The organism is Paenibacillus sp. DMB5 (genome assembly GCF_001517085.1).
In the GTDB taxonomy this organism is placed as follows: Bacteria; Bacillota; Bacilli; order Paenibacillales; family Paenibacillaceae; genus Paenibacillus_AQ.
Map to the genome: position 1 here is coordinate 19,987 of NZ_LRAC01000143.1, position 22,659 is coordinate 42,645.

The 22,659-nt window shown below is 52.8% G+C and carries 20 protein-coding genes and 2 pseudogenes; 10 read left to right on the top strand and 12 right to left on the bottom strand.

Annotation, left to right across the window (positions count from 1 at the left end):
• Window positions 1-94 precede the first annotated feature (94 nt).
• On the bottom strand, window positions 95-1,756 hold the full coding sequence (locus AWJ19_RS24535) for a DEAD/DEAH box helicase (protein WP_068727873.1): 1,662 nt from the start codon (window positions 1,754-1,756) through the stop codon (window positions 95-97).
• Between the two features lie 317 nt (window positions 1,757-2,073).
• Here AWJ19_RS24535 and AWJ19_RS24540 point away from each other — a divergent pair, with 317 nt between their 5' ends.
• From AWJ19_RS24540 to AWJ19_RS24555, 4 genes and pseudogenes are all read left to right on the top strand, one after another.
• Entirely contained in the window at window positions 2,074-2,907 is an 834-nt protein-coding gene (locus AWJ19_RS24540; RefSeq protein ID WP_277815838.1) for a YitT family protein, read from the top strand.
• Window positions 2,908-3,070: 163 nt separating this feature from the next.
• Window positions 3,071-3,265 carry a hypothetical protein gene (locus AWJ19_RS24545; protein WP_068727877.1) on the top strand — a complete coding sequence of 65 codons (195 nt, stop codon included), beginning with the start codon at window positions 3,071-3,073 and terminating at the stop codon, window positions 3,263-3,265.
• Between the two features lie 238 nt (window positions 3,266-3,503).
• Entirely contained in the window at window positions 3,504-4,730 is a 1,227-nt protein-coding gene (locus AWJ19_RS24550; protein ID WP_068727879.1) for a putative glycoside hydrolase, read from the top strand.
• 119 nt (window positions 4,731-4,849) lie between these two features.
• A pseudogene (locus AWJ19_RS24555) lies at window positions 4,850-6,219 on the top strand (MATE family efflux transporter).
• A gap of 131 nt (window positions 6,220-6,350) precedes the next feature.
• On the opposite strand, the gene pfkA reads toward AWJ19_RS24555, so the two are convergent.
• The gene (gene pfkA, locus AWJ19_RS24560; protein ID WP_068727881.1) at window positions 6,351-7,322 is read right to left on the bottom strand and encodes a 6-phosphofructokinase; all 972 of its coding nucleotides are present in this window, start codon (window positions 7,320-7,322) and stop codon (window positions 6,351-6,353) included.
• 66 nt (window positions 7,323-7,388) lie between these two features.
• Window positions 7,389-8,471 carry a tetraprenyl-beta-curcumene synthase family protein gene (locus AWJ19_RS24565; protein WP_068727915.1) on the bottom strand — a complete coding sequence of 361 codons (1,083 nt, stop codon included), beginning with the start codon at window positions 8,469-8,471 and terminating at the stop codon, window positions 7,389-7,391.
• Between the two features lie 202 nt (window positions 8,472-8,673).
• Here AWJ19_RS24565 and AWJ19_RS24570 point away from each other — a divergent pair, with 202 nt between their 5' ends.
• Window positions 8,674-9,981: an MFS transporter gene (locus AWJ19_RS24570; RefSeq protein ID WP_082708094.1), complete on the top strand. Its 1,308-nt coding sequence runs from the start codon at window positions 8,674-8,676 to the stop codon at window positions 9,979-9,981.
• A gap of 171 nt (window positions 9,982-10,152) precedes the next feature.
• Here the strand turns inward: AWJ19_RS24570 and AWJ19_RS24575 are convergent, their stop codons facing one another.
• Window positions 10,153-10,350 (bottom strand): cold shock domain-containing protein, encoded by a 198-nt coding sequence (locus AWJ19_RS24575; RefSeq protein WP_039836470.1) that lies wholly within the window; start codon window positions 10,348-10,350, stop codon window positions 10,153-10,155.
• 171 nt (window positions 10,351-10,521) lie between these two features.
• Here AWJ19_RS24575 and AWJ19_RS24580 point away from each other — a divergent pair, with 171 nt between their 5' ends.
• From AWJ19_RS24580 to AWJ19_RS24600, 5 genes are all read left to right on the top strand, one after another.
• On the top strand, window positions 10,522-10,755 hold the full coding sequence (locus tag AWJ19_RS24580) for a hypothetical protein (protein ID WP_039872008.1): 234 nt from the start codon (window positions 10,522-10,524) through the stop codon (window positions 10,753-10,755).
• A gap of 375 nt (window positions 10,756-11,130) precedes the next feature.
• Window positions 11,131-12,921 (top strand): oligoendopeptidase F, encoded by a 1,791-nt coding sequence (gene pepF / locus AWJ19_RS24585; protein ID WP_068727916.1) that lies wholly within the window; start codon window positions 11,131-11,133, stop codon window positions 12,919-12,921.
• 97 nt (window positions 12,922-13,018) lie between these two features.
• Window positions 13,019-13,321: a lipopolysaccharide assembly protein LapA domain-containing protein gene (locus AWJ19_RS24590; RefSeq protein WP_068727883.1), complete on the top strand. Its 303-nt coding sequence runs from the start codon at window positions 13,019-13,021 to the stop codon at window positions 13,319-13,321.
• Between the two features lie 48 nt (window positions 13,322-13,369).
• Window positions 13,370-14,413: a M42 family metallopeptidase gene (locus AWJ19_RS24595; RefSeq protein WP_068727885.1), complete on the top strand. Its 1,044-nt coding sequence runs from the start codon at window positions 13,370-13,372 to the stop codon at window positions 14,411-14,413.
• A complete protein-coding gene (locus tag AWJ19_RS24600; RefSeq protein ID WP_068727887.1) occupies window positions 14,397-15,233 on the top strand; it encodes a hypothetical protein in 837 nt (278 codons plus the stop codon). Before AWJ19_RS24595 ends, AWJ19_RS24600 begins: the two co-directional genes overlap by 17 nt.
• A 204-nt stretch (window positions 15,234-15,437) precedes the next feature.
• On the opposite strand, the gene AWJ19_RS24605 is transcribed toward AWJ19_RS24600, so the two are convergent.
• The 8 genes and pseudogenes from AWJ19_RS24605 to AWJ19_RS24635 form a co-directional block, all read right to left on the bottom strand.
• Window positions 15,438-15,941, bottom strand: a complete 504-nt coding sequence (locus AWJ19_RS24605; RefSeq protein WP_241781869.1) for a tetratricopeptide repeat protein — start codon at window positions 15,939-15,941, stop codon at window positions 15,438-15,440.
• Window positions 15,942-15,984: 43 nt separating this feature from the next.
• Window positions 15,985-17,895, bottom strand: a complete 1,911-nt coding sequence (locus AWJ19_RS24610; RefSeq protein WP_068727889.1) for an ABC-F family ATP-binding cassette domain-containing protein — start codon at window positions 17,893-17,895, stop codon at window positions 15,985-15,987.
• 48 nt (window positions 17,896-17,943) lie between these two features.
• Window positions 17,944-18,672, bottom strand: coding sequence for a TetR/AcrR family transcriptional regulator (locus AWJ19_RS24615; RefSeq protein ID WP_241781870.1), 729 nt, complete (start codon window positions 18,670-18,672; stop codon window positions 17,944-17,946).
• Entirely contained in the window at window positions 18,605-18,865 is a 261-nt protein-coding gene (locus AWJ19_RS37680) for a DUF92 domain-containing protein (protein WP_347231148.1), read from the bottom strand. Before AWJ19_RS37680 ends, AWJ19_RS24615 begins: the two co-directional genes overlap by 68 nt.
• Window positions 18,866-18,977: 112 nt before the next feature.
• Window positions 18,978-19,406 (bottom strand): annotated as a pseudogene (locus AWJ19_RS37685) (DUF92 domain-containing protein); the annotation flags it as partial.
• Between the two features lie 15 nt (window positions 19,407-19,421).
• The gene (locus AWJ19_RS24625; protein WP_068727893.1) at window positions 19,422-20,045 is read right to left on the bottom strand and encodes a fumarylacetoacetate hydrolase family protein; all 624 of its coding nucleotides are present in this window, start codon (window positions 20,043-20,045) and stop codon (window positions 19,422-19,424) included.
• A 38-nt stretch (window positions 20,046-20,083) separates the two neighbouring features.
• Entirely contained in the window at window positions 20,084-20,821 is a 738-nt protein-coding gene (locus tag AWJ19_RS24630; RefSeq protein WP_241781871.1) for a glycerophosphodiester phosphodiesterase family protein, read from the bottom strand.
• Window positions 20,822-20,901: 80 nt separating this feature from the next.
• The gene (locus AWJ19_RS24635; protein WP_068727895.1) at window positions 20,902-22,305 is read right to left on the bottom strand and encodes a CapA family protein; all 1,404 of its coding nucleotides are present in this window, start codon (window positions 22,303-22,305) and stop codon (window positions 20,902-20,904) included.
• Between the last annotated feature and the right edge of the window lie 354 nt (window positions 22,306-22,659).

Below are 22,659 nucleotides of genomic sequence, written 5' to 3' on the forward strand. Positions count from 1 at the left end.
TCATGCAGCACCAATAATAGGTGCCAGGCACCAAAAAGGCGAGAAACCGCTAAGCGGTCTCTCGCCTTTTTAATGCCGGAATACCGGCTGCTGCTTAATTATCGAAGTCTTCGCGCTTAGCTGGACGTGTGCCAGTACCGCTTGGACGGTTGTATGGCTTACGCTCGGAGCTGCGGTTTGCATCATCGCGGTTGCCTTTGTAGCCGCCGCTGCTGCTGTTGCCGCCATAGCCGCTGCTGTAACCGCCGCGTGTTGTTCCGCCGGCATTGTCACGGTTGCCCTTGTAACCGCCGCCGTAGCTTCCGCCTTCACGGTTGCCGCCTTCACGGTTACCACGGTATCCGCCGCCGCTTCCGCCGGAACGGTTGCCGCCGTAGCCGCCGTTTGGCTTGCGTCCGCTGCGGATGTCGTATTTGCCGCCGCGGCGCTTAGCACGGATCGGATCCTCAGGCGTCAGTTCAACCTGCGCATCCTTGGATTCGCCAGTCAGCAGCTTCATTGCTGCAGACAGCAGCTGTACGGAATCATACTGCTCCAGAAGCTGGATCGCAATACCTTTGTATTCGTTCAGCTGATCTCCGGTTTCAACCATCGCCAGCAGGCGTTCTGCTGTAATGCGTTGTTTGCCTTCAATAGCTTCTGCCATTGTAGGCAGCGGTTTGCGGGTGATGCGGTGACGCGTAACACGCTCAATCAGGTGCAGGTGATCAATTTCGCGCGGTGTTACGAACGACCATGCTGTACCTTCTTTACCGGCACGGCCGGTACGGCCGATACGGTGTACATAACTTTCCGGATCCTGCGGAAGGTCAAAGTTAATTACATGTGTTACACCGGATACGTCAAGTCCGCGTGCAGCTACGTCAGTAGCTACCAGAACGTCAATACTGCCATCGCGGAATTTGCGCATAACTGCATCACGCTGATTCTGTGAAAGGTCACCGTGCAGTCCGTCAGCGGAGTATCCGCGTTTCTGCAGGCCTTCAGCAAGCTCGTCAACACGGCGCTTAGTGCGGCCGAATACGATAGCCAGTTCAGGGGATTCCATATCGATCAGGCGGCTCAGGGCCTCAAACTTCTGACGCTCAGGAACTTCAATGTAAGCCTGGTCGATCAGAGGTGCGCTGATCTGCTTAGGAATTACTGATACGTGCTGCGGATTCTTCAGGAACTGCTGGGCAAGACGCTGGATGTTCGGAGGCATAGTGGCTGAGAACAGCATAGTCTGGCGCTCTTCCGGAACAAGCTTGAGGATACTCTGGATATCTTCCATGAAGCCCATATCCAGCATTTCATCAGCTTCATCCAGTACGATGGTCTGAACGTCGTCCAGGCGGATGGTCTTGCGGTTGATGTGATCCAGGAGACGGCCTGGTGTACCGATAATGATCTGAGGTTTTTTCTTCAATCCGCGGATTTGGCGTCCGATGTCCTGTCCGCCGTAGATGGCCAGGGAACGGAGACCTTTGAAGCGGGACAGCTTGCCGATTTCTTCAGCAACCTGAATTGCCAGCTCGCGGGTAGGCGTCATAACAAGCGCCGTGATTTTTTCGTCTTCCCGGGAGATTTTGGAGATAAGAGGAATACCGAAGGCAGCGGTTTTACCGGTACCTGTCTGAGCCTGGCCGATCATATCCGCTCCTGTCAGCGCGATCGGAATCGCCTGCTCCTGAATCGGTGTTGATTCCTCAAATCCTAGCTCTGTGATTGCCTGAAGCACTTTGGGCTCCAGGCCGAATTCTGCGAATGTTTTCAAATTATTCATGCTCCTTCTATACAGTGGACATTCCACATGCTTATCTGTATTCTTAAGTAGCGGTAAACACCTTTATAGGCTGTCCAATCATGCCGTAATCTCTGCATGGGTTTACGCGTATGGGACGAAAAAAAATGTCCTTAGATCAGGTCTGATTAACGGCCTGAACAATTGTAGCTTCACATCCGAAGCAATGCAAAAATACCATTGTAACGTTCTACTCAAGAATATCCTATACATTATATCACAAACCTATTTAGGAATACCAGTGTATTCCTTTCTTTCATTACTTACATTACATGTCAGAGGTGAAACGCTTGTTAAAACTTAGACAAATCGGCAGTTGCCTTGCTGTAATCTTCGGTTCAGCAATGATTGCCTGCGGCTTTAATCTGTTTCTGATCCCGCACAGGCTGCTTAGCGGAGGGGTTTCGGGTCTGGCCATGCTGGTCGGTTACTTTACCCCGTTCAATATCAGCCTGCTGTATCTGCTGTTCAACGTGCCGCTGCTCGTTGCCGGCTGGTTTCAGCTGGGACGGAGATTTATCATTCTCAGCATCCTTTCTGTCGGCTCCACCACCTGGCTCATGGCCTTGATACCTGAAGTTACTGTAGCTTCCGATATGCTGCTGGCTTCCGTATTCGGCGGAGTGCTTGTTGGCGTAGGGGCCGGCATTTCCTTCCGTATGGGCGGATCTTCCGGCGGCTTTGATATTCTCGGTTCCATTATTACCCGTTACCGTGACTTTCCAATCGGCAATATCCTCGTCGGGCTTAACGGATTAGTCATTCTGGCCGCCGCCTATTTCGACGATAATTGGAACCTGGCGCTGGCCTCCATGGTTTCGATTTATGTAACCGGCAAGGTAGTCGATCTGATTCACGTCAGCCACATCAAAGTTACCGTATATATTGTAACAACCCGTACCGAAGAGCTGCTTGAGCAGCTCCTTCCGCTTCAGCGCGGCGTAACCAAGATAAAGACCGAAGGCGCTTATTCTCATATCGAACGGGACATGCTAATGACTGTGACAACACGTTATGAACTGGCAGAGCTGAGACGGATCATCAAAGCCAGCGACCCGCAGGCCTTTGTCAATATTGTGGAAACTGTAGGCGTCATGGGCTCCTTCCGGAGAAGATCCAGCTGAAAGAAATGCGCGTATTTTAAAATTGTGATATATTAGATTCACGCAGGACCGAATAAATTCATGAGGATTGTGCTTTACCCCTCTTTTTTCCAGGCACTTCGTTTTACGGATGTTCCCTGAATGAACCGTTCAGTACCATTCGAAAAAGGAAAGGGTGACTCTTATGGAAATGGAAACGGTAAAACTGTCAGCAATCGTCATGAGGTGGTATCCCGATATGATGCCGTTTCTCAAGCAGGACGAATTAAATTCTGTAATCGTGCTGCGCGACGGTCTAAGCATTCTGGAACCGGCGGATGCCATGGATATCATCCATTACAGCATTTGTGAGCATCAGAATCCTGCGTATCTTCAATAAGCACGACCGCTTGATGGCAAGTTTTGATTTGTTGCCGCCCGGAGCCAGCAATTGCCGCTCCGGGCGGCATTTACTTTTAATATGGAGGTTTAGAATCGGTACAGACCGTTTAAAAACTCAAAGGGCGGTAAATTTCCTGGCTTTCCAAAATTACACGGATTGTTACAAGTCTGTTCTTTTTGGATGCTGCCGTTCCATTATACTTTAAAGGAATGTACATAAAGGGAGAGAATACACAATGAACATCACCTGGGCATTACTTATGATGGCTCTGGGTAGCGTTGGCGTCCAGTCCGGCGGACATGAATCCGACGTCTCCGCAGCCCTGCAGTCGGCTGTTAATCCACCTGTCACGGCAGAACAGGCCGGATCCGCTGCACCGAATACGTCAGCCGGCAATGCATCACCTTCCCCTGCCCCAAGTGCTACACCTGCAGCGGACAGCGCACTTCATACGGATCCGCAGCCTGATGCGCCCAAGGTCAAAGGCATCTACGTCACAGCTTACAGTGCAGGCGGCTCCCGGATGGAGCAGCTTCTTGCTCTCCTTGACAAGACTGAACTCAATTCGATGGTCATCGACATTAAGGACGACGCCGGATATATCACATATAAGACTGACAATGCCGAGCTTCAGGAAATGGGTACACCCCAGAATTTCATCGGCGATATCAACAAGCTCATGACACGGCTGAAGGAGCATGACGTCTATCCGATTGCCCGTATTGTTGTATTCAAGGATTCTGTACTGGCCAAGAAGCATCCGGAGTTGTCCTTCGTCAATTCTGACGGCAGCGTCTGGAAGAACAAAGGCGGCGACAGCTTCGTTAACCCGTATAATGAGAATGTATGGAAATACAATGTGGACATTGCGAAGGAAGCAGCGAAGCTCGGGTTCAAGGAAATCCAATTCGATTACGTCCGGTTCCCTGAGGGTTTTGAAAAGCGTGCCGATGCGCTGAAATATACCAAGAGTGACCGGCCCCGAGTCGAAATCGTTGCTGACTTCGTCAAATATGCCAAGGCTGAACTTGCTCCGCTCGGCGTCAGAGTATCCGTTGATATCTTCGGTTATGCGGCATCTGTCCCTGCAGCGGAAGGCATCGGCCAGGATTTTGTCAAAATCTCCAAGAATGTCGACGTAATCAGTCCAATGGTATATCCAAGTCATTACTCCACCGGCTGGTTCGATGTTAAGGATCCCGATAAGGATCCATACGCGACAATCAAGGGCTCCATGGTCGATACCCATAAGAAGCTTGACCCTCTGGGCAGCTTCAAACCAGTGATCCGGCCTTGGATTCAGGACTTTACCGCCAGCTGGCTGGGAAGCGGTCATTTCATTAAATACGGCAAGCAGCAGGTTGAAGATCAGATCCGTGCGCTGAAGGACGAGAACGTGGATGAGTTCCTGCTCTGGAACGCCAATAACCGTTACACCTCAGAAGTGGATTACGAGCAATAATATTTAAGCCATCATATCCATTATATCCGGCTGTTAAGCGGATTCCGGACCCGGCATATGCCGGGTCTTTTCCTGAAAAAAACTTTAAAAATCTTATCCAGATAATGAGGCAGCTATCTATGAAACAAACGCATTCACTCAAACAAAAGGCCGGGCAGTTCTTACATATTCTTTTTCCCATTCTGATTACCCAAATCGCTTTATCGGCCATTACCTTCTTCGACACCAATATGTCCGGCAAATACGGCACGGACGATCTTGCCGGTGTAGCAATCGGCACAAGCCTGTGGATTCCGATCCAGACCGGCCTCAGCGGGATTCTGATGGGCATTACTCCTATCGTATCCCACCTGATCGGCAGCCGGAAAAATAAAGATGTAGCTTATCAGGTGACCCAGGGCATCTGGCTTTCACTGCTGATTTCACTGCTTGTGCTGGCTGCTGGCAGCCTTGTTCTGTCCCCGGTACTACATTTTATGAATCTGGAGCCGCAGGTCAGGGATATTGCCTTCCGTTTCCTCTGTGCCATCTCCATCGGAATTATCCCCCTGTTCGGGTATACCGTACTGCGCAGCACCATTGACGCCCTGGGACAGACCCGCGTTTCGATGCTAATTACGCTGATTGCCCTTCCGGTCAATGTCGGCCTAAACTATCTGCTGATCTTCGGGAAGCTCGGCTTCCCTGAGATGGGCGGCGTAGGGGCGGGTGTGCCTCGGCAATTACCTATTGGGTGATCTTTGCAGTCGCCCTGCATTTCATTTACCGGTTTGAGCCGTTCAAGAGCCTGCAGCTGTTCCGCAAGTTCTACGGACTTTCTCTAACGAGCTTCAAGGAGCTGCTCAAGATCGGCGTGCCGATCGGGTTCTCCATCTTTTTTGAGACAGCTGTGTTCTCAGCCGTCACACTGCTGATGAGCCGCTTCGACACTGTTACGATAGCTGCTCATCAGGCAGCCATCAATTTTGCCTCTACTCTATACATGATCCCGCTGAGCATCTGTATGAGCCTGACTATTCTCGTTGGCTTTGAGAGCGGGTCCGGCCGGCTGAAGGATGCCCGCCAATACAGTATTATGGGCATCGGCTCCGCTGCTGCACTGTCGCTGCTAACAGCACTCGTCCTGTTATTCGCTGGCAATCACGTAGCCGGTCTCTATTCGGACGAATCCGAGGTGATTTCCCTGATCCAGCATTTTCTGATCTACGCAATCTTCTTCCAGATTTCCGATGCAATAGCCACACCAACCCAAGGCGTGCTGCGAGGGTACAAGGATGTAAATCCGGCTTTCATCATCTGCTTTATTGCATATTGGGTGATCGGTCTTCCGACAGGTTATCTGCTGGCCACCTATACAGACATGGGGGCATACGGCTACTGGATCGGGCTGATCGCCGGTCTCGCTATCGGAGCCATTCTGCTGCTGGGCCGCCTCGTTAAGGTTCAGCGGAATTTTTCCGCCCGGACCATAGAGCAAATTAACGGCTGACACTACTCTTGCAAGCGGCCCTGTCCTCCTCCTGAACTCGGGGAAGGACAGGGCGCTTTTTCATACTCAGCATTGTTCCCGAAATGCAAAAAGCCGCCTATTACTAGGCGGCTGTAAGGCATATGCTGATGTTATTGGGACAGACGGGAAGCCAACTCGTACAATTCAGTATCGAATGCCTTCTTGGTATTTACTACTGTATCAATATCGGTAATGGTCAACTCACCTTTAATGATTCCGCAAGCTTTGGCGGATTCGCCTTCAATCAGCTTACGTACGGCAAAGTCGCCGAGACGGCTTGCCAGGTTGCGGTCAGCCGGAGTCGGCGTGCCGCCGCGCTGAATGTGGCCCAGCACCGTCACACGGGCGTCGAGTGAAGCATGGCGGTCTTTGAGTGCCTGGGCTACATCTTCGCCTTTGCCTACGCCTTCAGCAACAATTACGATACTGTGGCGTTTGCCTCTGGCAAAGTTGTCCTTCATGCGGTCTGCCACTTCATTAAGGTCATACGGCATTTCCGGGACAAGAATGGTTTCAGCGCCGGATGCAAGACCGGCGTGCAGAGCAATATCTCCGCAGTGGCGGCCCATAACTTCGACAATGGAAGAACGCTCATGGGAGGACATAGTGTCGCGGAGCTTGTTGATGGCATCTACAACAACGCCTACCGCTGTATCAAAGCCAATGGTGTAGTCTGTGAAGGAGATATCATTGTCAATAGTTCCCGGCAAAGCCATTGTCTTGATACCAAGCTTGCTGAGCTTGTTGGCGCCTTGATAGGAACCGTCACCGCCGATAACCACCAGACCGTCGATACCCATTTCATTAAGGATATCCGCACCCTTCTGCTGGCCTTCCGGTTTAATGAACTCCAGACAGCGTGCCGACTGCAGAATCGTACCGCCGCGCTGAATAATGTCTCCTACACTGCGCAGATCCATCGGGAAAATATCACGGTTCAGCAGGCCCTGGTAGCCGCGTTGAATCCCGTACACTTCAATTCCATAAAAGATTGCGCTGCGCACTACCGCGCGGACAGCCGCGTTCATGCCTTGTGAATCTCCACCACTGGTAAGTACTGCGATTTTTTTTACGTTTGACATCCTGTTAGTTCCTCCTTAAATTGTGCGAAGCATGGTTCCCTTAAGCGGAAATTAAGCCCCGCAGCCTTAGTACATGTGCTTGCGGATCCAGCGGCTGTTGACGAAGAAGAACAATCTGGTAAGCGGGCTTCTTCTCATCAGGCGTTTGGATACCGAACGAACCTCCCGCTGTTCGCTGACTTTTGGATCGGATAAATAAAGTGCCAGAAGCCCCTCGATAACCATCCGATGCATTGAGTTCTCAGGCAGACTCCGGACATCCTTGCGGGCCCACTCCACGATGGAAGCAATCCGATTCAGCATGGTATCAGTATTGTCGTAATAATTGCAGAAATTGAGGTCACCGCCGGCCCGGTCTTCATCCTGATCAATGAGGTAGTCCAGCATAATGTGCAGCCCGCAGACATGCGGAAAGTAAGCAGCACGGATCGAAGCCGCTTTCGACTTGTCCAGACGGGGGTCACACGCAGACAGAAACAGCATAAACACCCCCAGCGTAGAGCCGGTGGCCGCCGCAAATTCATTCCAGTGAAGATGGGGGGCACGCTTGCCTTCCACAGCCCACCATTCCTTCAGGGCATCTTCCCTGAGCTCGGGGCGGATATGCTTGTACACCTGCAGATCTGTATATAGCACAGCGAGATCATAAATCTCTTCAGCAGCTGCAGCATAGCCCGGTAAAAGCGCCGTCATCTCCTGGCACTTGCGGACCAGCCTTTGCAGATATCCCCCATCATTCTGCTCGCTGCGCAGCGCATAGTAATTGACGGGTTCGGCATCCGGTCTGATTGCATCCAGCATCGACTGATGCAGCAGCCTGAAATCGGCCGGATCAAGCGAGGTGCTGCGGTCACACAGATTATCCAGATAATCACTGATCGTTTGATAGGCGACAATAAGCGGAATCAGTATATGTCTCATCGACAAATTGCCGGCGGCATAAATTCCGCCGCCTTCACAATGAAACTGTTTGGTTTCAATGCTGGCAAGCGCTTGTTTCCGGAGCTCGGGATCGGGAATCCCTTCTGCATCCTCACGCCAGGAGTGCAGACACTCCCGGACTTCCGGCAGCACGTACTTATAAACCCGGCTCATAAGCCCTATCGGGCCGCGCGGGCTTAGGTTACGGCCTTGCTCAAATTCATTCAATGACAGTGCCTCCACATTGTTGTCTCCTTATCCAAATCATCATTATTATAATATGCGGAACGTTTTTGTACAAACAACAAAATCACTTTCGCAAAACCTTGAAATATTCAGAAATCACCCCAGTTTAACAAACTTTTAACAAACATCAGATACAGCCTTTATGCTATACTGAGCGTATTTGATACCCAAGGAGTGCAAACACATGGAATCAGGACGGACCGGCAGCCAGTACAGCGATCAAAATTGGCTGCGTTCCTTCATCTTCACACTTTTCGGCACCAGTGTACTGGTGGTCTCTTATTTTCCGCTTTTCTACACCCATCTCGGCTTCAGCAGCACGCAGGTGGGACTGCTGTATTCCCTCGGACCGCTGATATCCATCTTGTCCAATCTTTTCTGGAGCATGATGAGCGACCGGCTCGGAACAATCAAAAAAATTATGGCCATTCTGCTCGCAGGACAATTAGTTACAGCTATCATGCTGGCGAAAGCTACTGATTTTTCAATGGTAATGCTTATAATATCCTTATTCTATTTCTTCTATTACCCTGTTTTCCCTCTGGCGGACACCATGGCGATAAAAGTTGCCCAGCGGCATGGGCGGAACTTTATAGCTATCCGCGTGTTCGGATCACTCGGCTATTCTTTTTTTGCCCTGACTATCGGGTATGTGCTGAGAGCGCTCGGTTCCTCTTACAGCATTGGCGTATGTATCGTTATTATTATCGCAGCCCTGCTTTTATCCATCGGATTAAAGGATATCAAACGTTCTCCTGAGGCGGACGGTAATACAGGCCCATCTCCTAAATCTGCTGTAAAGAGCAACGGCCTGAAGGAGATTTTGCTGCAAAAAGAAGTGCTGTGGTTCTTCGGCTGTGTCTTTATTCTGGCCCTCGGGCACCGGATGAATGAAGCTTTTCTGACTCTTAGCCTCAAGAGCATGAACGCCGGCGACGACGTAATCGGCTGGGCGCTGCTCGCATCCGCGCTGAGTGAGATCCCCATCTTCTTTTTGCTCAGTAAATACGGTGAACGGTTCAAGGAGCTGCCGCTGCTCGCTTTTGCAAGTCTCATGTACGGAATGCGCTTTCTGTTCATGTCGCTTGCTGTCCACCCGGGCGCCATCATTGCGATTCAGGCACTGCACAGCATATCATTCGGCATTTTCTATGTGACAGCGGTCCGCTACATTACACGAGTTATCCCCGACCATCTTCGGGCAACCGGCCTGGCGCTATTCACCGTAGTCTGGTCCAGTGCTTCCGGTCTGCTCAGCGGAACTTTCGGAGGTCTGATCTATGAGGATGCAGGACGCCGCATTTTCTATCTGGTAGCAACCTTCTTCTCTGTGCTTGCATTCATCGGTTTTTTAACCAAGCATCTGCTGGATATCGGAGGACCTTCACGGAGCTACTTCCGCAAAAGAGTTATTCCCGCAGTACCGCCGGAATCAGAGCCCGCTATCGTACCGCCGCCGGAAGTTCTTCCCTCACAAAAGGCAACACTATAGCCATATCCCGGTCCTTGCTGTCCGCCAGCGGCGGCAAGGACTTTTATGGCACAAAAAAACACAGTTCCCGAGAGAACTGTGTACTTTGTAAGTTGATGGTTACCACTCTTGCAAGTGCCTGCCATAAATCAAATATATATTGCAGCTGACAGCAAACTGTCCAGCCGTTTCTTATAATTTAACTACGTTAGCTGCTTGAGGACCACGGTTACCGTCAGTGATGTCGAATTCAACCGCTTGGCCTTCATCCAAAGTCTTGAAGCCTTCGCCCTGGATAGCTGAGAAGTGAACGAATACATCTTCGCCGCCTTCTACCTGAAGAAAACCATAACCTTTTTCTGCGTTAAACCATTTTACTGTACCTTTCAAATGAACAACCTCCTAAAAATACCGCCATATATGGCGTATGCTTACATTATACCCCAACTATTCCTGCAAAGCAATCCACGATTTCCCTTTATTAGTGAATTCATTTGCTTTTCACTTCCCCGGTGCGTTATCATTGACCCAAAAGCCAAAAATCGCCAGGGTGGTAATGACATGATCAAAAAACACGAAATATACAAAACAGACAAATGGAATATGATGACCGTCGAGGTTCAGGGACGCTACATTATCCTCAGGGAAATTTCCGACCAGTGGGGAGAAGAAACGCATACCTTTATGAGCCGTCCGGCCATGATGGAATGGGTGAACAACCGCTTCAATAAAGAGTCCTATAAAGACAACGAAGAAGAATACAAAAATATTATCGCAGCGTTTAAACAGGTATAGGCTGGTATGGATAACGAAAGTCTGGTTATTTATATCGTTGTGGTCCTCTGCCTCGGAGCCGTTCTTATTATGAGTAAGGACAAACTGCCGCCGCGCCTGAAGCGCGGCATGGCTCTGACTGCAGTCATTCTGATTGCTCTCGCCTTTATCTTCATTATTTATAGCCTGCTGGCATAACTCTTGTTAAGAAGATCATAATCAGAAACTGGCAGGGCATACTAAGCCGACTCTATGATCCAGGAGGCCTAAGTGATGTCCTTTACCGCCAGATCTCTTCGTCTTCTGCTGGCACTGAGCCTGCTGCCGGCCGGCTCCTCAAACGCTGCAGCACAGAACTCTATGCCTGCTACATCCCATCATTTAAGGAGGATTTCCATGGAACAGTTATTGAAGAGAAGTGAAGTGCCTGCCGAGAACCGCTGGAAGCTGGAAGATATGTTTGCATCACAGGAACAGTGGGATAAAGAATACAATGAAGCAAAAGCGCTGATCAAGAAAGCCTCCGCCTTTCAGGGCAAGCTGGATTCAGCAGAAGAGCTCAAAGCCTGCTTTGAGCTGGATGATGAGCTCTCGCAGCTGACAGAGCGGCTCTATGTATACGCGCATATGCGCCAGGATGAGGATACTGCAGCCCCTACCTATCAGGCTCTAACCCAAAAGGCCAAGAAGCTCAGTGTCGAAGCCGGAGAAGCGCTCTCTTTTGTAACACCGGAAATCCTGTCCCTGCCGGTAGAAAAGCTGGATCAGTTCATTGCTGACCCTACCCTCTCCGCTTACACCTTTACTCTGAATGAAATGAAGCGTGAAAAGGCCCATGTCCTTTCCAAGGCTGAAGAAGCACTGCTGGCTCAGGTTGGTAACATTTCGCAGGCGCCGCAGAATATTTTTGGCATGCTGAACAATGCTGACCTTAAATTCCCCAAGATCAAGAACGAGGAAGGCAAGGAAGTCGAGCTGACTCACGGCAGCTATATTCAGTTTCTGGAAAGCCCGGACCGCGAAGTGCGTAAGAATGCCTTTAAAGCTGTGTATGAAACCTATGCCAAGCAAAAGAACACGATTGCCGCTACACTTAGCGCGAACGTGAACAAAAATGTGTTTTACTCACGGGTACGCAAATATCCGTCTGTTCTGGAAATGTCGCTGTACGGCGATAATATTCCGAAGGAAGTATACACTAATCTAATTGACACCATTCACGAAAGCCTGCCGCTGATGCACCGCTACATGAAGCTGCGCCAGAAGCTGCTCGGGGTTGATGAACTACATATGTACGACCTGTTCGCTCCGCTTGTGGACGAATATAAGCTGGATATTACTTTTGAAGAAGCGAAGCAGATCACCAAGGAAGGCCTGAAGCCGCTCGGCGACGATTATCTGAGCGTACTGCAGGAAGGATACGACAACGGCTGGATCGACATCTACGAGAATGAGAACAAACGCACCGGCGCATACAGCTGGGGGGCTTACGGCACCCACCCTTATGTCCTGCTGAACCATAACGACAACCTGAACAGCATGTTCACACTGGCGCACGAAATGGGTCACGCCCTGCATTCGTACTATTCGGACAATGCGCTGAAATACCGTGACGCACAGTATACCATTTTCCTTGCGGAAGTGGCTTCTACCACCAATGAGGCGCTACTGATGGACTATCTGCTGAACAAGTCGACTGATCCTAAGGAAAAAATGTACCTGCTGACCTACTACGCCGACCAGTTCCGCACCACAGTGTTCCGCCAGACGATGTTCGCTGAATTCGAGAAAATTATCCACCAGCGTGCAGAGGAAGGAGAATCATTGACTCCGCAGGATCTGTCGGCCATCTACTACGATCTTAACGTTAAATATTACGGTGCAGATATGGTTGTAGATAAGGACATCGAGATGGAGTGGGCACGGATTCCGCATTTCTACAACAGCTTCTATGTTTACAAATACGCTACAGGCTTCTCGGCAGCAACCAGCTTCTCCAAGCAGATCCTGGAGGAAGGCAAGCCGGCAGTAGACCGTTACCTCGGCTTCCTGAAGAGCGGAGGCAGCGATTATTCCATCAACATCCTGGCCAAGGCCGGTGTCGATATGTCCTCTCCGGAGCCGATCCGCGAAGCAATGAGTGTATTCGAGAGTGTTATCGAGCAGATGGAGCAATTGACTAAATAAAGCCTCAACAAGCCGCTTAATCCTGCTGTAATCCCTTGCCCTCTGCGGGCAGGGGATTTATATTTGTCATTCTCGTCCATGGGGGGTAAAAAATATTATGAAATTTCAATGGTCGCTTATTCTCGGTCTGATTTTCGCACTGATTACAGCTGTGTTTGCAGTTATTAATGTCGATCCGGTTCAGGTTAATTTCGGCTTCGATCAGATCAGCATCCCGCTGATTCTCGTCATACTGGGCTGTGCCCTGATCGGCGGCATCATCGTCGGTTCCTACGGGATTTTCCGCCAGTACAAGCTGCAGAAGCAAATCAAGGCGCTTAATGCAGAGTTGTCCAAGCTGCGCGATGCGGATCATTCGCTTGACTCCATGCAGCAGCCGCTGCCGGATGAGACTGTCTGATCATCTGTTACTACCTTATCTTAATTGATGAATGGAGGATTTTAACCAATGCTTACAATTCAGCCTAATGAAGACTACATTCTATCCCTGCTCAAAAAATTGCTGGACACCCCGAGCCCCAGCGGCTTTACTGCCGAAGTCATGCGGGTGGTTGCAGAGGAAGCCGCAGCTCTGAACGTTCCGCTCAGCTGGAATGAGAAAGGCGGCGTCATCCTCACTGTACCGGGCCTCGACCCTTCCCGTACCATCGGCATCAGCGCCCATGTGGACACGCTTGGCGCCATGGTCCGCTCGATCAAGCCAAACGGAACGCTGCGTCTGACCTCTGTCGGCGGCTTTACAATGAACAGCATCGAAAATGAATATTGCGTCATTCATACCCGCAGCGGCCTGACTTATACCGGTACGATTCTGACCAGCCACCCTTCTGTGCACGTCTACGCCGACGCGCGTGATTTCAAGCGTGCCGAAGAAAACATGGAAGTCCGGATCGACGAGCTGGTTTCCACCAAAGACGATGTACTTAAGCTCGGCATTTCCGTTGGCGACTTCATCTCCTTTGATGCGCGGGCGGTTATTACACCCAGCGGGTATATCAAATCGCGCCATCTGGACGACAAAGCCAGTGTAGCTGCCCTGTTCGGACTACTGGAAAGCATTAAGCGCGAAGGCTGGAAGCCGCTGCACAACCTCGCTCTGCTGATCTCCAACTATGAAGAGGTCGGCCACGGAACGGCATGGATTCCGGGTGACATCAGTGAATTTATCGCAGTAGACATGGGCGCCATGGGTGATGACCTTAGCTGTAAGGAAACGGACGTCTCCATTTGCGCCAAGGATTCCTCCGGACCTTATGACTACGCTATGACCGGACGTCTGATTGAGCTGGCGAACAGCCTGGCTATTCCTTTTGCAGTAGACATCTATCCTCAATACGGCTCAGACGCTTCGGCTGCACTGCGCGGCGGCAACAATATCCGCGGAGCGCTGATCGGCCCGGGCGTACATGCTTCCCACTCCATGGAGCGTACGCATAAGCAGGCTGTCTTGAACACAGCCAAGCTGCTGGCCGCCTATGTCGGCACCAACTGAATCAGCAGACCGTAAATGGCGGCAGCTCTGGCAACGAAGACGCTGGCAGCTCGGGTCTGCCCTGCTCGCCTTGCTGTTGCTGCTGATTCTGGCAGTGGCGGCTTTGCTGAATAAGCCGGACAAGCAGCAGGAGGTTTTCAGCGGGCTCCCGCATAGCTATGAGTATCTCGAAGCGGAGAGCCTTGGCAAGGTGCAGCTTTATATGCTGGCCGTGTCTCCGGAGGATGTGATCCTGCGGACTGCCAATCTGCCGCTGCGCCAGATTGCCGCCTACGGGATTAACGGCGGCTTTTTCTATGGCACAGACCTTCTGTCTGTAGCGATAATGAATGATGTCCCTGTTAACGGGGACAAGGGAGCCTACGGCTCCGGCTGGTTCAATGCCAAGTATGCCCGCGGCACGCTGGTCTGGGACGGCGCTGCCGGCAGGCTGTCGGTCCAGACCGTGTCCTCCGGGGACGAGCTGGCTGTCACCGACCGCAGCCGCTACTGGGCCCAGGGCGGGATCAGCATGAACCTGCAGCGGGAGGAGCTGTGGAAGGCCGCAAGTCAGGCCGAGCATCTGCCCTTTGCTGAGGAGCAGCGCATGCGCTCGGGGCTTGTCTACAACAGTGACGGGAAGCTGTGGCTGATCGTCACGCCTACGCTCTGTACGGCCGAGGAGTTCCGCCTGGCCGTGCTGGACGCCGTTCACGGTGAAGGCCGGGAAGGCATCTTCCTCGACGGCGACGGCTCCTCGCAGCTGAATGCCGATGAGGCTGTACTCACCGGCGACTCCCGCCCGGTCGTGCAAATGATTGCGGTGGCGGGCGGGAAATAGCCGACTCGATTAGCTTGAGTTGATGAGATGATTAGGGATTAACGGATTGAATGCAGGATCAGGCAGCACGGCTGCCGGTTCTGCATTTTTTATTTGGCCTCATCAACTGCCGTTCACACTAACAGCATCAGTGACTATACAAAAAAACAAGCTGAACACCGGGTGCTCCGGTCTCAGCTTGTTTTTTGGATTGGTAACGAAAGGTTAAGGCCATACCTTGTCCAGTTTGTCTGCATAAAAAGAGATAGCCTTGCGGTACTCTTGTATGCCTGGATTAACAGAGGTATCAGCCAGCAGCTTCAGCAAGATCCCCATACCTAAGCTGTGCTCCCCCAGGTTATACAGCGCCATTGCCAGGAAGGCCCGGAACTCTGCCCGTTCAGGATACTCCTCGGCTCCCTGCTGAAGCACGGTCTTCGCGCGCTGATATTCACCTAAGGTCCGGTAGGTGCTTCCCAGGCCAAGCATTGCGCCTGCCCGCTGCTCCGGCGGCAGTCCTAAGGCAAGACTCCGCTCGTAATAAGGAACTGCCTCCCGCTCAAGTCCAAGCACATCATGGGTCCAGGCCAGCTGGTACAGCAATTCGGCATCCGTATCAGCGCCGGCCCCCTTGCTGTTTGCCGTAAGTAAATCCAGCAGAAGCGCTCTTGCCTCTTCTGCCTGTCCGGCCTCACGCAAGGCTATGGCATCCTGCATCCTTTTATCCACAGTAGAAGCCTCCTGATCTGCAAGGTGATGCATACACCGGAATTTATTTGCCGGCAATCCGCTCTGCCAGCTCATTGAGATACGTCCAGCGCTCCATCAGGCGTTCCAGCTCCGCCTCGCCCTGCTTCTGTTTTTCAACAAGCTCCTGCAGGGTCGCCGAATCGGAGAAGGCCGCTTCCATTTTCGCAGAAAGATCAGCGAGATGCTGCTCGGCCTGCTCAATCATTTCGTCGATGGTCTCGTATTCCTTTTGTTCTTTGAAGGTGAACTTGACCTTTTCCCTCGCCGGGGGTGCAGCTGCAGCAGCGGGTTCCTGGGTTGTGCTTTTCTTGGCTGCCCCGTCGTTACCGGCAGGTACATTCTTGGCCAGCCATTCCTCATATTCGGTATAATCGCCGACATGCAGCCGGATGGTGCCGTTCTCGAACGCGATCAGCTTATCAATAGTGCGGTCCAGGAAGTAACGGTCATGGGATACCGTGAAAACTACGCCGGGGAACTCATCCAGATAATCTTCCAGTATCGCCAGCGTACCGATATCCAAGTCATTTGTCGGCTCATCCAGCAGCAGTACATTGGGCGCGCCCATGAGAACACGCAGCAGGTACAGCCGTCTTTTTTCGCCGCCGGACAGCTTGGCGATTGGTGTCCACTGCATCGCCGGCGGGAACAGGAAACGTTCCAGCATCTGACCGGCAGTAATCACGCTTCCGTCGGCGGTGCGGACGATTTCCGCTTCTTCTTTTACATATTCAATGACCCGCATCGTATCATCCATATCCTGATGCTCCTGGGTGAAGTAGCCCAGCTTGACCGTCGCCCCCAGCTCTACCTCGCCGCTGTCCGGCTGCAGCTTGCCTGCAATCAGGTTGAGCAGCGTAGATTTACCGCTCCCGTTCGGGCCGACAATCCCGACCCGGTCCTGCGGAACGGCGATGTATGTCAGGTCCTTGATCAGATTCCGGCCGTCCATCGACTTGCTTAGATCCTTCATTTCGATAATCTTGCGGCCCAGGCGCGTGGATGCCACCGAGATATCCATAGAACCTGCGCTACTTCCGCCCACACTGTCCTTCAGCTTCTCGAACCGGTCGATTCTCGCTTTCTGCTTCGTCGTGCGCGCCTTGGCTCCGCGGCGGATCCAGGCCAGCTCGGTGCGCAGCAGATTTTTGCGCTTCTGCTCTTCGGACGCTTCACGCTCCTCACGCTCGGCCTTCAGTTCCAGAAACCGCGAATAGTTCGCTTCATAGCGGAACAGGCGGCCTCCATCCAGCTCCAGCATTACACTGGCTACGCGTTCCAGGAAGTAGCGGTCATGCGTAATCATCAGCAGCGCACCGCGGCGCTTCTGCAGATACTGCTCCAGCCAGGCTACCGAGTCAGTATCAATATGGTTGGTAGGCTCATCCAGAATCAGCAGCTCTGACGGGGTAATCAGGGCGGCGGCAAGGGCTACACGCTTGCGCTGTCCCCCGGACAGCGTGCCCATCAGTGCGTCAAACCGGGTAATCCCCAGCTTGGTCAGCACGGTTTTGGCCTCGCTCTCCAGATGCCAGATGCCTGCGGCGTCTATTTTTTGGCCGACCCGGACCATGGCCGCATCCAGAGCGGCATTACCGGGGTCTTTTTCCAGTCCGCTGAGGATTTCCATATATTCACGCATCGTCCGCAGATCCGGGTCATCGCCTGCAAACACCTGCTGGAGAACGGTATTGTCCGGCTCATAGGGCGGATTCTGGGCCAGATACTGGACACGTACATTATTGCCGATGGCAATATGTCCTTCGTCTGCAGTATCAAGACCTGCGATTATTTTCAAAAAGGTTGATTTTCCGGTTCCGTTCACACCGATAACGCCAATCTTGTCCCGCTCATCCATGCCGAAAGAGGCATCCTGGAACAGCACCTTTTCCCCGTAGCTTTTGGAAAGATGCTCCACTGTCATAATATTCATGCTCTGTCCTCACTTGCCTTATAGTTTAATAGCGGGTTACTTTTCGTCTCAATCCCGTTCTGGTGTTGTCTGTTCCTTGCGGCTGCCGAGTGCACCGTGGATAAACAGGCCTGCGGCAAATTCAGCCCTTTTGCGTGCATCCGCTTCTGTGAAGCCGGGACGCAGCATGATGTCCATTTTGAGTCTGTCGAGCGTGCCGATATAGGACTCTGCCAGCAGCTCTGGCTCGGCAGCACCGCTGTCCTGCATCACCCTCATAACTGCCCGCATGTATTCTTCCATAAACTGCGCCATGTAAGCTACCAGCTCGGAATGATTGTTGGGAGCCCTGAAGAAAAGCTTCGTGTGCTGCTTGCGCTCATAATAGTACATCAGATGATGTCCGGCAATCACCGTTAGCTGTTCCTGCAGGCTGCCGCATGCCTTGAGCTTCACATCCAGCTGCTCGAGGAACCCTTCGCAATCACGGCGGGTAACAGCGAGAAACAGCTCTTCCTTGCTTTTAAAATACAGATAGACCGTCCCTTTGGCGATTCCCGCCTTTTCGGCCACTTCTGACATCTTCGTCTCGTAAAAGCCCCCTGAACCGAAAAGTTCATAACCGGCATCGAGTATAGCTGTATGCTTGTGACTTACTGTGCTGCCCAACCGGTTCACCTCCACATCATAATCTCTGTGCCCCTTGAAGGAGCGTTCTGCCGGCTCTTTGTCAGAGCAGGCTGACCAGCAGGGCGGCGGCGCCGCCGGCCAGCGTGCTGAGTGCGTTGACGGCATCATTGTTCATCCAGCGCCAGCCTCTGGCGTGCACAGTAGGCCGGCCGCAGTGCCGCGAGGCTTCTACTTCGCGGCCGCATACGGTGCAGCGGTTCATCCGCTGCACCGTTGCCCCGAGGATCGAGTCGGCGAACGCGCCGGCAAGCCCGCCCAAGAGGCCTGCCAGCGTCAGCAGCAGGAAAGAGCGCTCCTCCATGCCGGAGACCGTCCGCAGCAGCAGGAGCTGCGCCAATCAGGGCTCGCCGGCTGCGGCAGCAAGCGACCCCGGCAGGGAGACGCCCGCCCGAGGTGCCCGGCCGCACCACCTTGCCGGTCAGCACGGATCGCGGCGGCCGCCCGGCAAGTGTGCCGATCTCGGTCGCCCAGGTATCTGAGGTAACGGTAGCCATAACGCCGATAAACAGCAGCTCCCATAGCTCCAGAGGATACACAGCGTTCAACAGAACCAGCAGCATGCCCATCCCGCCGTTGGCAAACACCTGCCCGGCATCCCTCGTCCCCGTTTTGTCATATGTCAGCTCAAGCTCCGCCTTGTTCTCGTGGTGAAGCTTCGAAAGCAGGCTGGAGGAAATGAAAAAAATAAGCAGAATCCCAAACCAGAACGCATTGCCCGCCCCGAAATACACGGTCCCCATAACAAAGGCTGCGATCATCCCCGAGAAGCTGAGCGACCGTTTGCGGTAAGCCGCTCCAGCCACCAGCATAGCGCCGAGGGCGCCAATTATCCAAGACACCATTACCGGCCAGCTCCTTTATCCGATGATGCAGGTGCCAAGCAGCCGCTCGCCCCAGAACAGCTCGAAGGAATCACCGGAAACAACGGGGCCGACTCCTGCCGGTGTCCCTGTGAAGATCAGATCATTTTTTCCGAGCCCGTACCTGGACGCTATAAATTCAACAATCTTCTGCAGCGAAAAAATCATATCCTTCACATTGCCGCGCTGTACCTCAACCCCGTTTTTACGCACAGTAAAGTCAGTAGCCTCCAGCTCCTCCTGTTCAGGTAAAGCGATGTACGGCGTCAGCGGGGCAGCGTTTTTGAAGCCTTTTGCCGCTGTCCAGGGCAGCCCCTTCTTCTTCAGGTCCTCCTGTACATCACGCAGCGTGAAGTCCAGGCCAAGTGCCATCACATCCACCAGCTCCTCCACACTCATCCCGGGAACATAATCACGGGCAATGCGCAGAACCAGTTCACCTTCATAATGGATCTGGCCGGCGTTCTGGGGAAGATGGATAATGGCCTTATCCAGCGGCACGGCAGCATGGGAAGGCTTTAGAAAAATCAGCGGCTCCGCAGGAACTTTGTTCCCCAGCTCCTCCGCGTGTAATCTGTAGTTCCGTCCAACGCAATACACATTATTAATATCAGCGCACATTATAGCTCAGCTCTTTTCCCGTTAAATTTGGAATCCGTTCAGGCTTTCAGAAAAGTGTCCCCCCAGATGTCCGGACGGTTCGTACAGATCATAATATCCGAATGCATCTCGGCCAGACGGTGCATTTCCTTGGCTTTGTCCACAGTCCACGCCATCATTTTAACCCCCCGCTCCGCAAGCAGACGGGCCAGCCCCGGGCTTAACCTGGCAAAGCTGATCGACAGAAAGGAGCAGTCCAGCTCCTTAACCTTGCGCGCAGGGTCACCCAGCCGTGAATCGTAAATCAATCCGGTGTGAAAGCGGGCGTCCAGCTCTTTAATCCGTTTCAGGACTCCTGCATCGAACGAGGTCAGGACAACCTCATCCCGCATGCCTTTGGAGGAGACTAGGTCGATAACCGCCTTTTCCAGACCGGGGTACATATCACCGCTTGTCTTCAGTTCAATATTCAGCTTCAGCCTGCCGGATGCAAGCTCAAGCACTTCTTCCAGTGAGGGCACCTTTTCTCCGCGAAAAGCACGCCCCTTCCAGCTTCCCGCATCCAGACGCCGCATATGCTCAAAATCCATATTCTTCACCTTGCCGTGCCCGTTGGTCGTCCGGTCCAGCGTGAAGTCATGAATGACGACCGGCACACCGTCCCTGGTCAGCTGCACATCGATTTCCATCCAGCTGACAAAAGGCAGGGCGAGCGCCATGCGTACGGCGGCTAAAGTATTCTCCGGGGCTTTGCCGGAAAACCCGCGATGGGCTACACATAGGTTTTGCATCAGCATCTATCCCTCCAGCAGAAGTAGTCTGACCCGGCACCGGTAAAGGTTCCGGCAGGCGGGCTGCTCATGCAGGACCGCCGCTTTTATCTGCCCGCCTGGGTAACACGCCCGTCATTGCCGATTCTGATCAGGCCTGCAGACAAGGACTGCACCTTGTTCAGCAGCAGCTGACCGTCAGCATCATTCATCGGCACCGGCCGGCCCAGCTCGGCATACATCGGATGCAGCGTCAGCGAGCACTGGCCCTTGATGCTGCACTCTGCCTGAAAGACCGCCGTTTCCCAGGTGGCAGGCGTTGCGGAACGGGTAAAAATAAAATTGCCTGTACTGTAGGCAATCCACTTGCCCTGGTAGGGCTCAATTCCCTGAAGGACATGCGGATGCCCGCCTATGACCAGATCTGCTCCGGCATCAATGAAGCTGCGTCCCAGCGTCTGTTGCGTGGAATCATACTGCTCCATCCGCTCTTTCCCCCAGTGGACCACTACAACAACAATGTCGGCCTTTTTCTTCACGGCTGAGATCGTCTTGAGCGCTTCCGTACTGTCATAAACCGAAGCCAGCCCCGGCTTGGCGGCACCGGCTGCCCAGTCACTGCGCGGAATAACCCGGGTGAAGCCCAGCAAGGCGATTTTGATACCATTTCGCTCAAAATACTGGGCGGTATAGGCTTCCTTGCTGTTTTTGCCGGCACCGACGTAAGGGATGCCCCTTGTATTGAGGTGATTCAAGGTATCCAGCAGCCCCTGTTCGCCCTGGTCCAGCGTATGGTTATTGGCCAGATTAACCGCGTCCACACCGGCAGATTTCAGCGCATCCAGCGCCTCCGGGGCTCCCTTGAAAACAAACTGCTTATCCGCAGCGCCAACCCCGCCGGTTGTAATCGGAGTTTCCAGATTCACAACCGTCAGATCATCCTTCTTGAATATCCCGTCCAGTGCAGAGTAGGAATAGTTGTAGCCCTGCTTCTGCAGCAGCTCAGCCACTTTACCTGCAAAGATTACGTCCCCGGCAAAATTAAGGGTAACGGTCTGTCCTCCGGCATCCTCAGGCAATCCCGAGGCTGCTCCGCCCTGGGCAGCACCGCCTCCCTGTTCATCAGCCGGCTTGCTGTTATCCGGCGACGGTAGGGGTGATGGCGTTGCTGCCGTCTCCGCTGAAGGTGATGGAGCCGGTGTCGCTTCCGGAGCGGGAACAGCCGTCTGCGCCGGCTCCGGCGTGACTGTCGCTTCCGGCTGTATATCAGACGATGCAGAGGGTTGAACCGCCGGGAGCTCCGGCGTTGATGATGGCGGCGGTGAGGCGGTACTCTCCGCCGGCGGAGGCTGTGCTGCAGGTGAACTGCCGCCGTCTCCGACAAAATAATAAGTTAACATAGCGGTAATCAATAATAAAAGACTTACATTGATCCATGCCCAAGCCCTTCTGCGTCGGCGTTTGCTGCTATGCTTGTCTTTCTCCCGGCTCTGAGATCGCGGTGGATACATGGGTACAAATAATCTCCTTTATATATAAAGTGTTTCTATTATAGCATATCTGATACACAGCCCTCCAAACCACCCAAGCGCAGCATATAATCTAGTAAAATAATATATTTGAGTGGCTCTGGGCCGGACAGCGGCGCATGTGTGTGATTCAAAGGGATTTTTCCCTTTGAGGGAGCCAATCAGCGGCTCATTTGCGTGATTCAAAGGGATTTTTCCCTTTGAGGGAGTCGATCAGCGGCTCATGCGTGATTCAAAGGGATTTTTCCCTTTGAGGGAGCCAATAAGCGCGCATACGCGCATTCAAAGGGATTTTTCCCTTTGAGGGAGCCGATCAGCGCTGCATACGCGCATTCA

Bases quoted from the DNA above. Each gene is read 5' to 3' on its own strand.
- AWJ19_RS24545 (WP_068727877.1), top strand. From the start codon at position 3,071: ATGGAAATGGAAACGGTAAAACTGTCAGCAATCGTCATGAGGTGGTAT.
- AWJ19_RS24550 (WP_068727879.1), top strand. From the start codon at position 3,504: ATGAACATCACCTGGGCATTACTTATGATGGCTCTGGGTAGCGTTGGC.
- pfkA (WP_068727881.1), bottom strand. From the start codon at position 7,322: ATGTCAAACGTAAAAAAAATCGCAGTACTTACCAGTGGTGGAGATTCA.
- AWJ19_RS24570 (WP_082708094.1), top strand. From the start codon at position 8,674: ATGGAATCAGGACGGACCGGCAGCCAGTACAGCGATCAAAATTGGCTG.
- AWJ19_RS24580 (WP_039872008.1), top strand. From the start codon at position 10,522: ATGATCAAAAAACACGAAATATACAAAACAGACAAATGGAATATGATG.
- pepF (WP_068727916.1), top strand. From the start codon at position 11,131: ATGGAACAGTTATTGAAGAGAAGTGAAGTGCCTGCCGAGAACCGCTGG.
- AWJ19_RS24590 (WP_068727883.1), top strand. From the start codon at position 13,019: ATGAAATTTCAATGGTCGCTTATTCTCGGTCTGATTTTCGCACTGATT.
- AWJ19_RS24595 (WP_068727885.1), top strand. From the start codon at position 13,370: ATGCTTACAATTCAGCCTAATGAAGACTACATTCTATCCCTGCTCAAA.
- AWJ19_RS24600 (WP_068727887.1), top strand. From the start codon at position 14,397: ATGTCGGCACCAACTGAATCAGCAGACCGTAAATGGCGGCAGCTCTGG.
- AWJ19_RS24610 (WP_068727889.1), bottom strand. From the start codon at position 17,895: ATGAATATTATGACAGTGGAGCATCTTTCCAAAAGCTACGGGGAAAAG.
- AWJ19_RS24615 (WP_241781870.1), bottom strand. From the start codon at position 18,672: ATGATGCCGTCAACGCACTCAGCACGCTGGCCGGCGGCGCCGCCGCCC.
- AWJ19_RS37680 (WP_347231148.1), bottom strand. From the start codon at position 18,865: ATGGAGGAGCGCTCTTTCCTGCTGCTGACGCTGGCAGGCCTCTTGGGC.
- AWJ19_RS24625 (WP_068727893.1), bottom strand. From the start codon at position 20,045: ATGTGCGCTGATATTAATAATGTGTATTGCGTTGGACGGAACTACAGA.
- AWJ19_RS24630 (WP_241781871.1), bottom strand. From the start codon at position 20,821: ATGCTGATGCAAAACCTATGTGTAGCCCATCGCGGGTTTTCCGGCAAA.
- AWJ19_RS24635 (WP_068727895.1), bottom strand. From the start codon at position 22,305: ATGTATCCACCGCGATCTCAGAGCCGGGAGAAAGACAAGCATAGCAGC.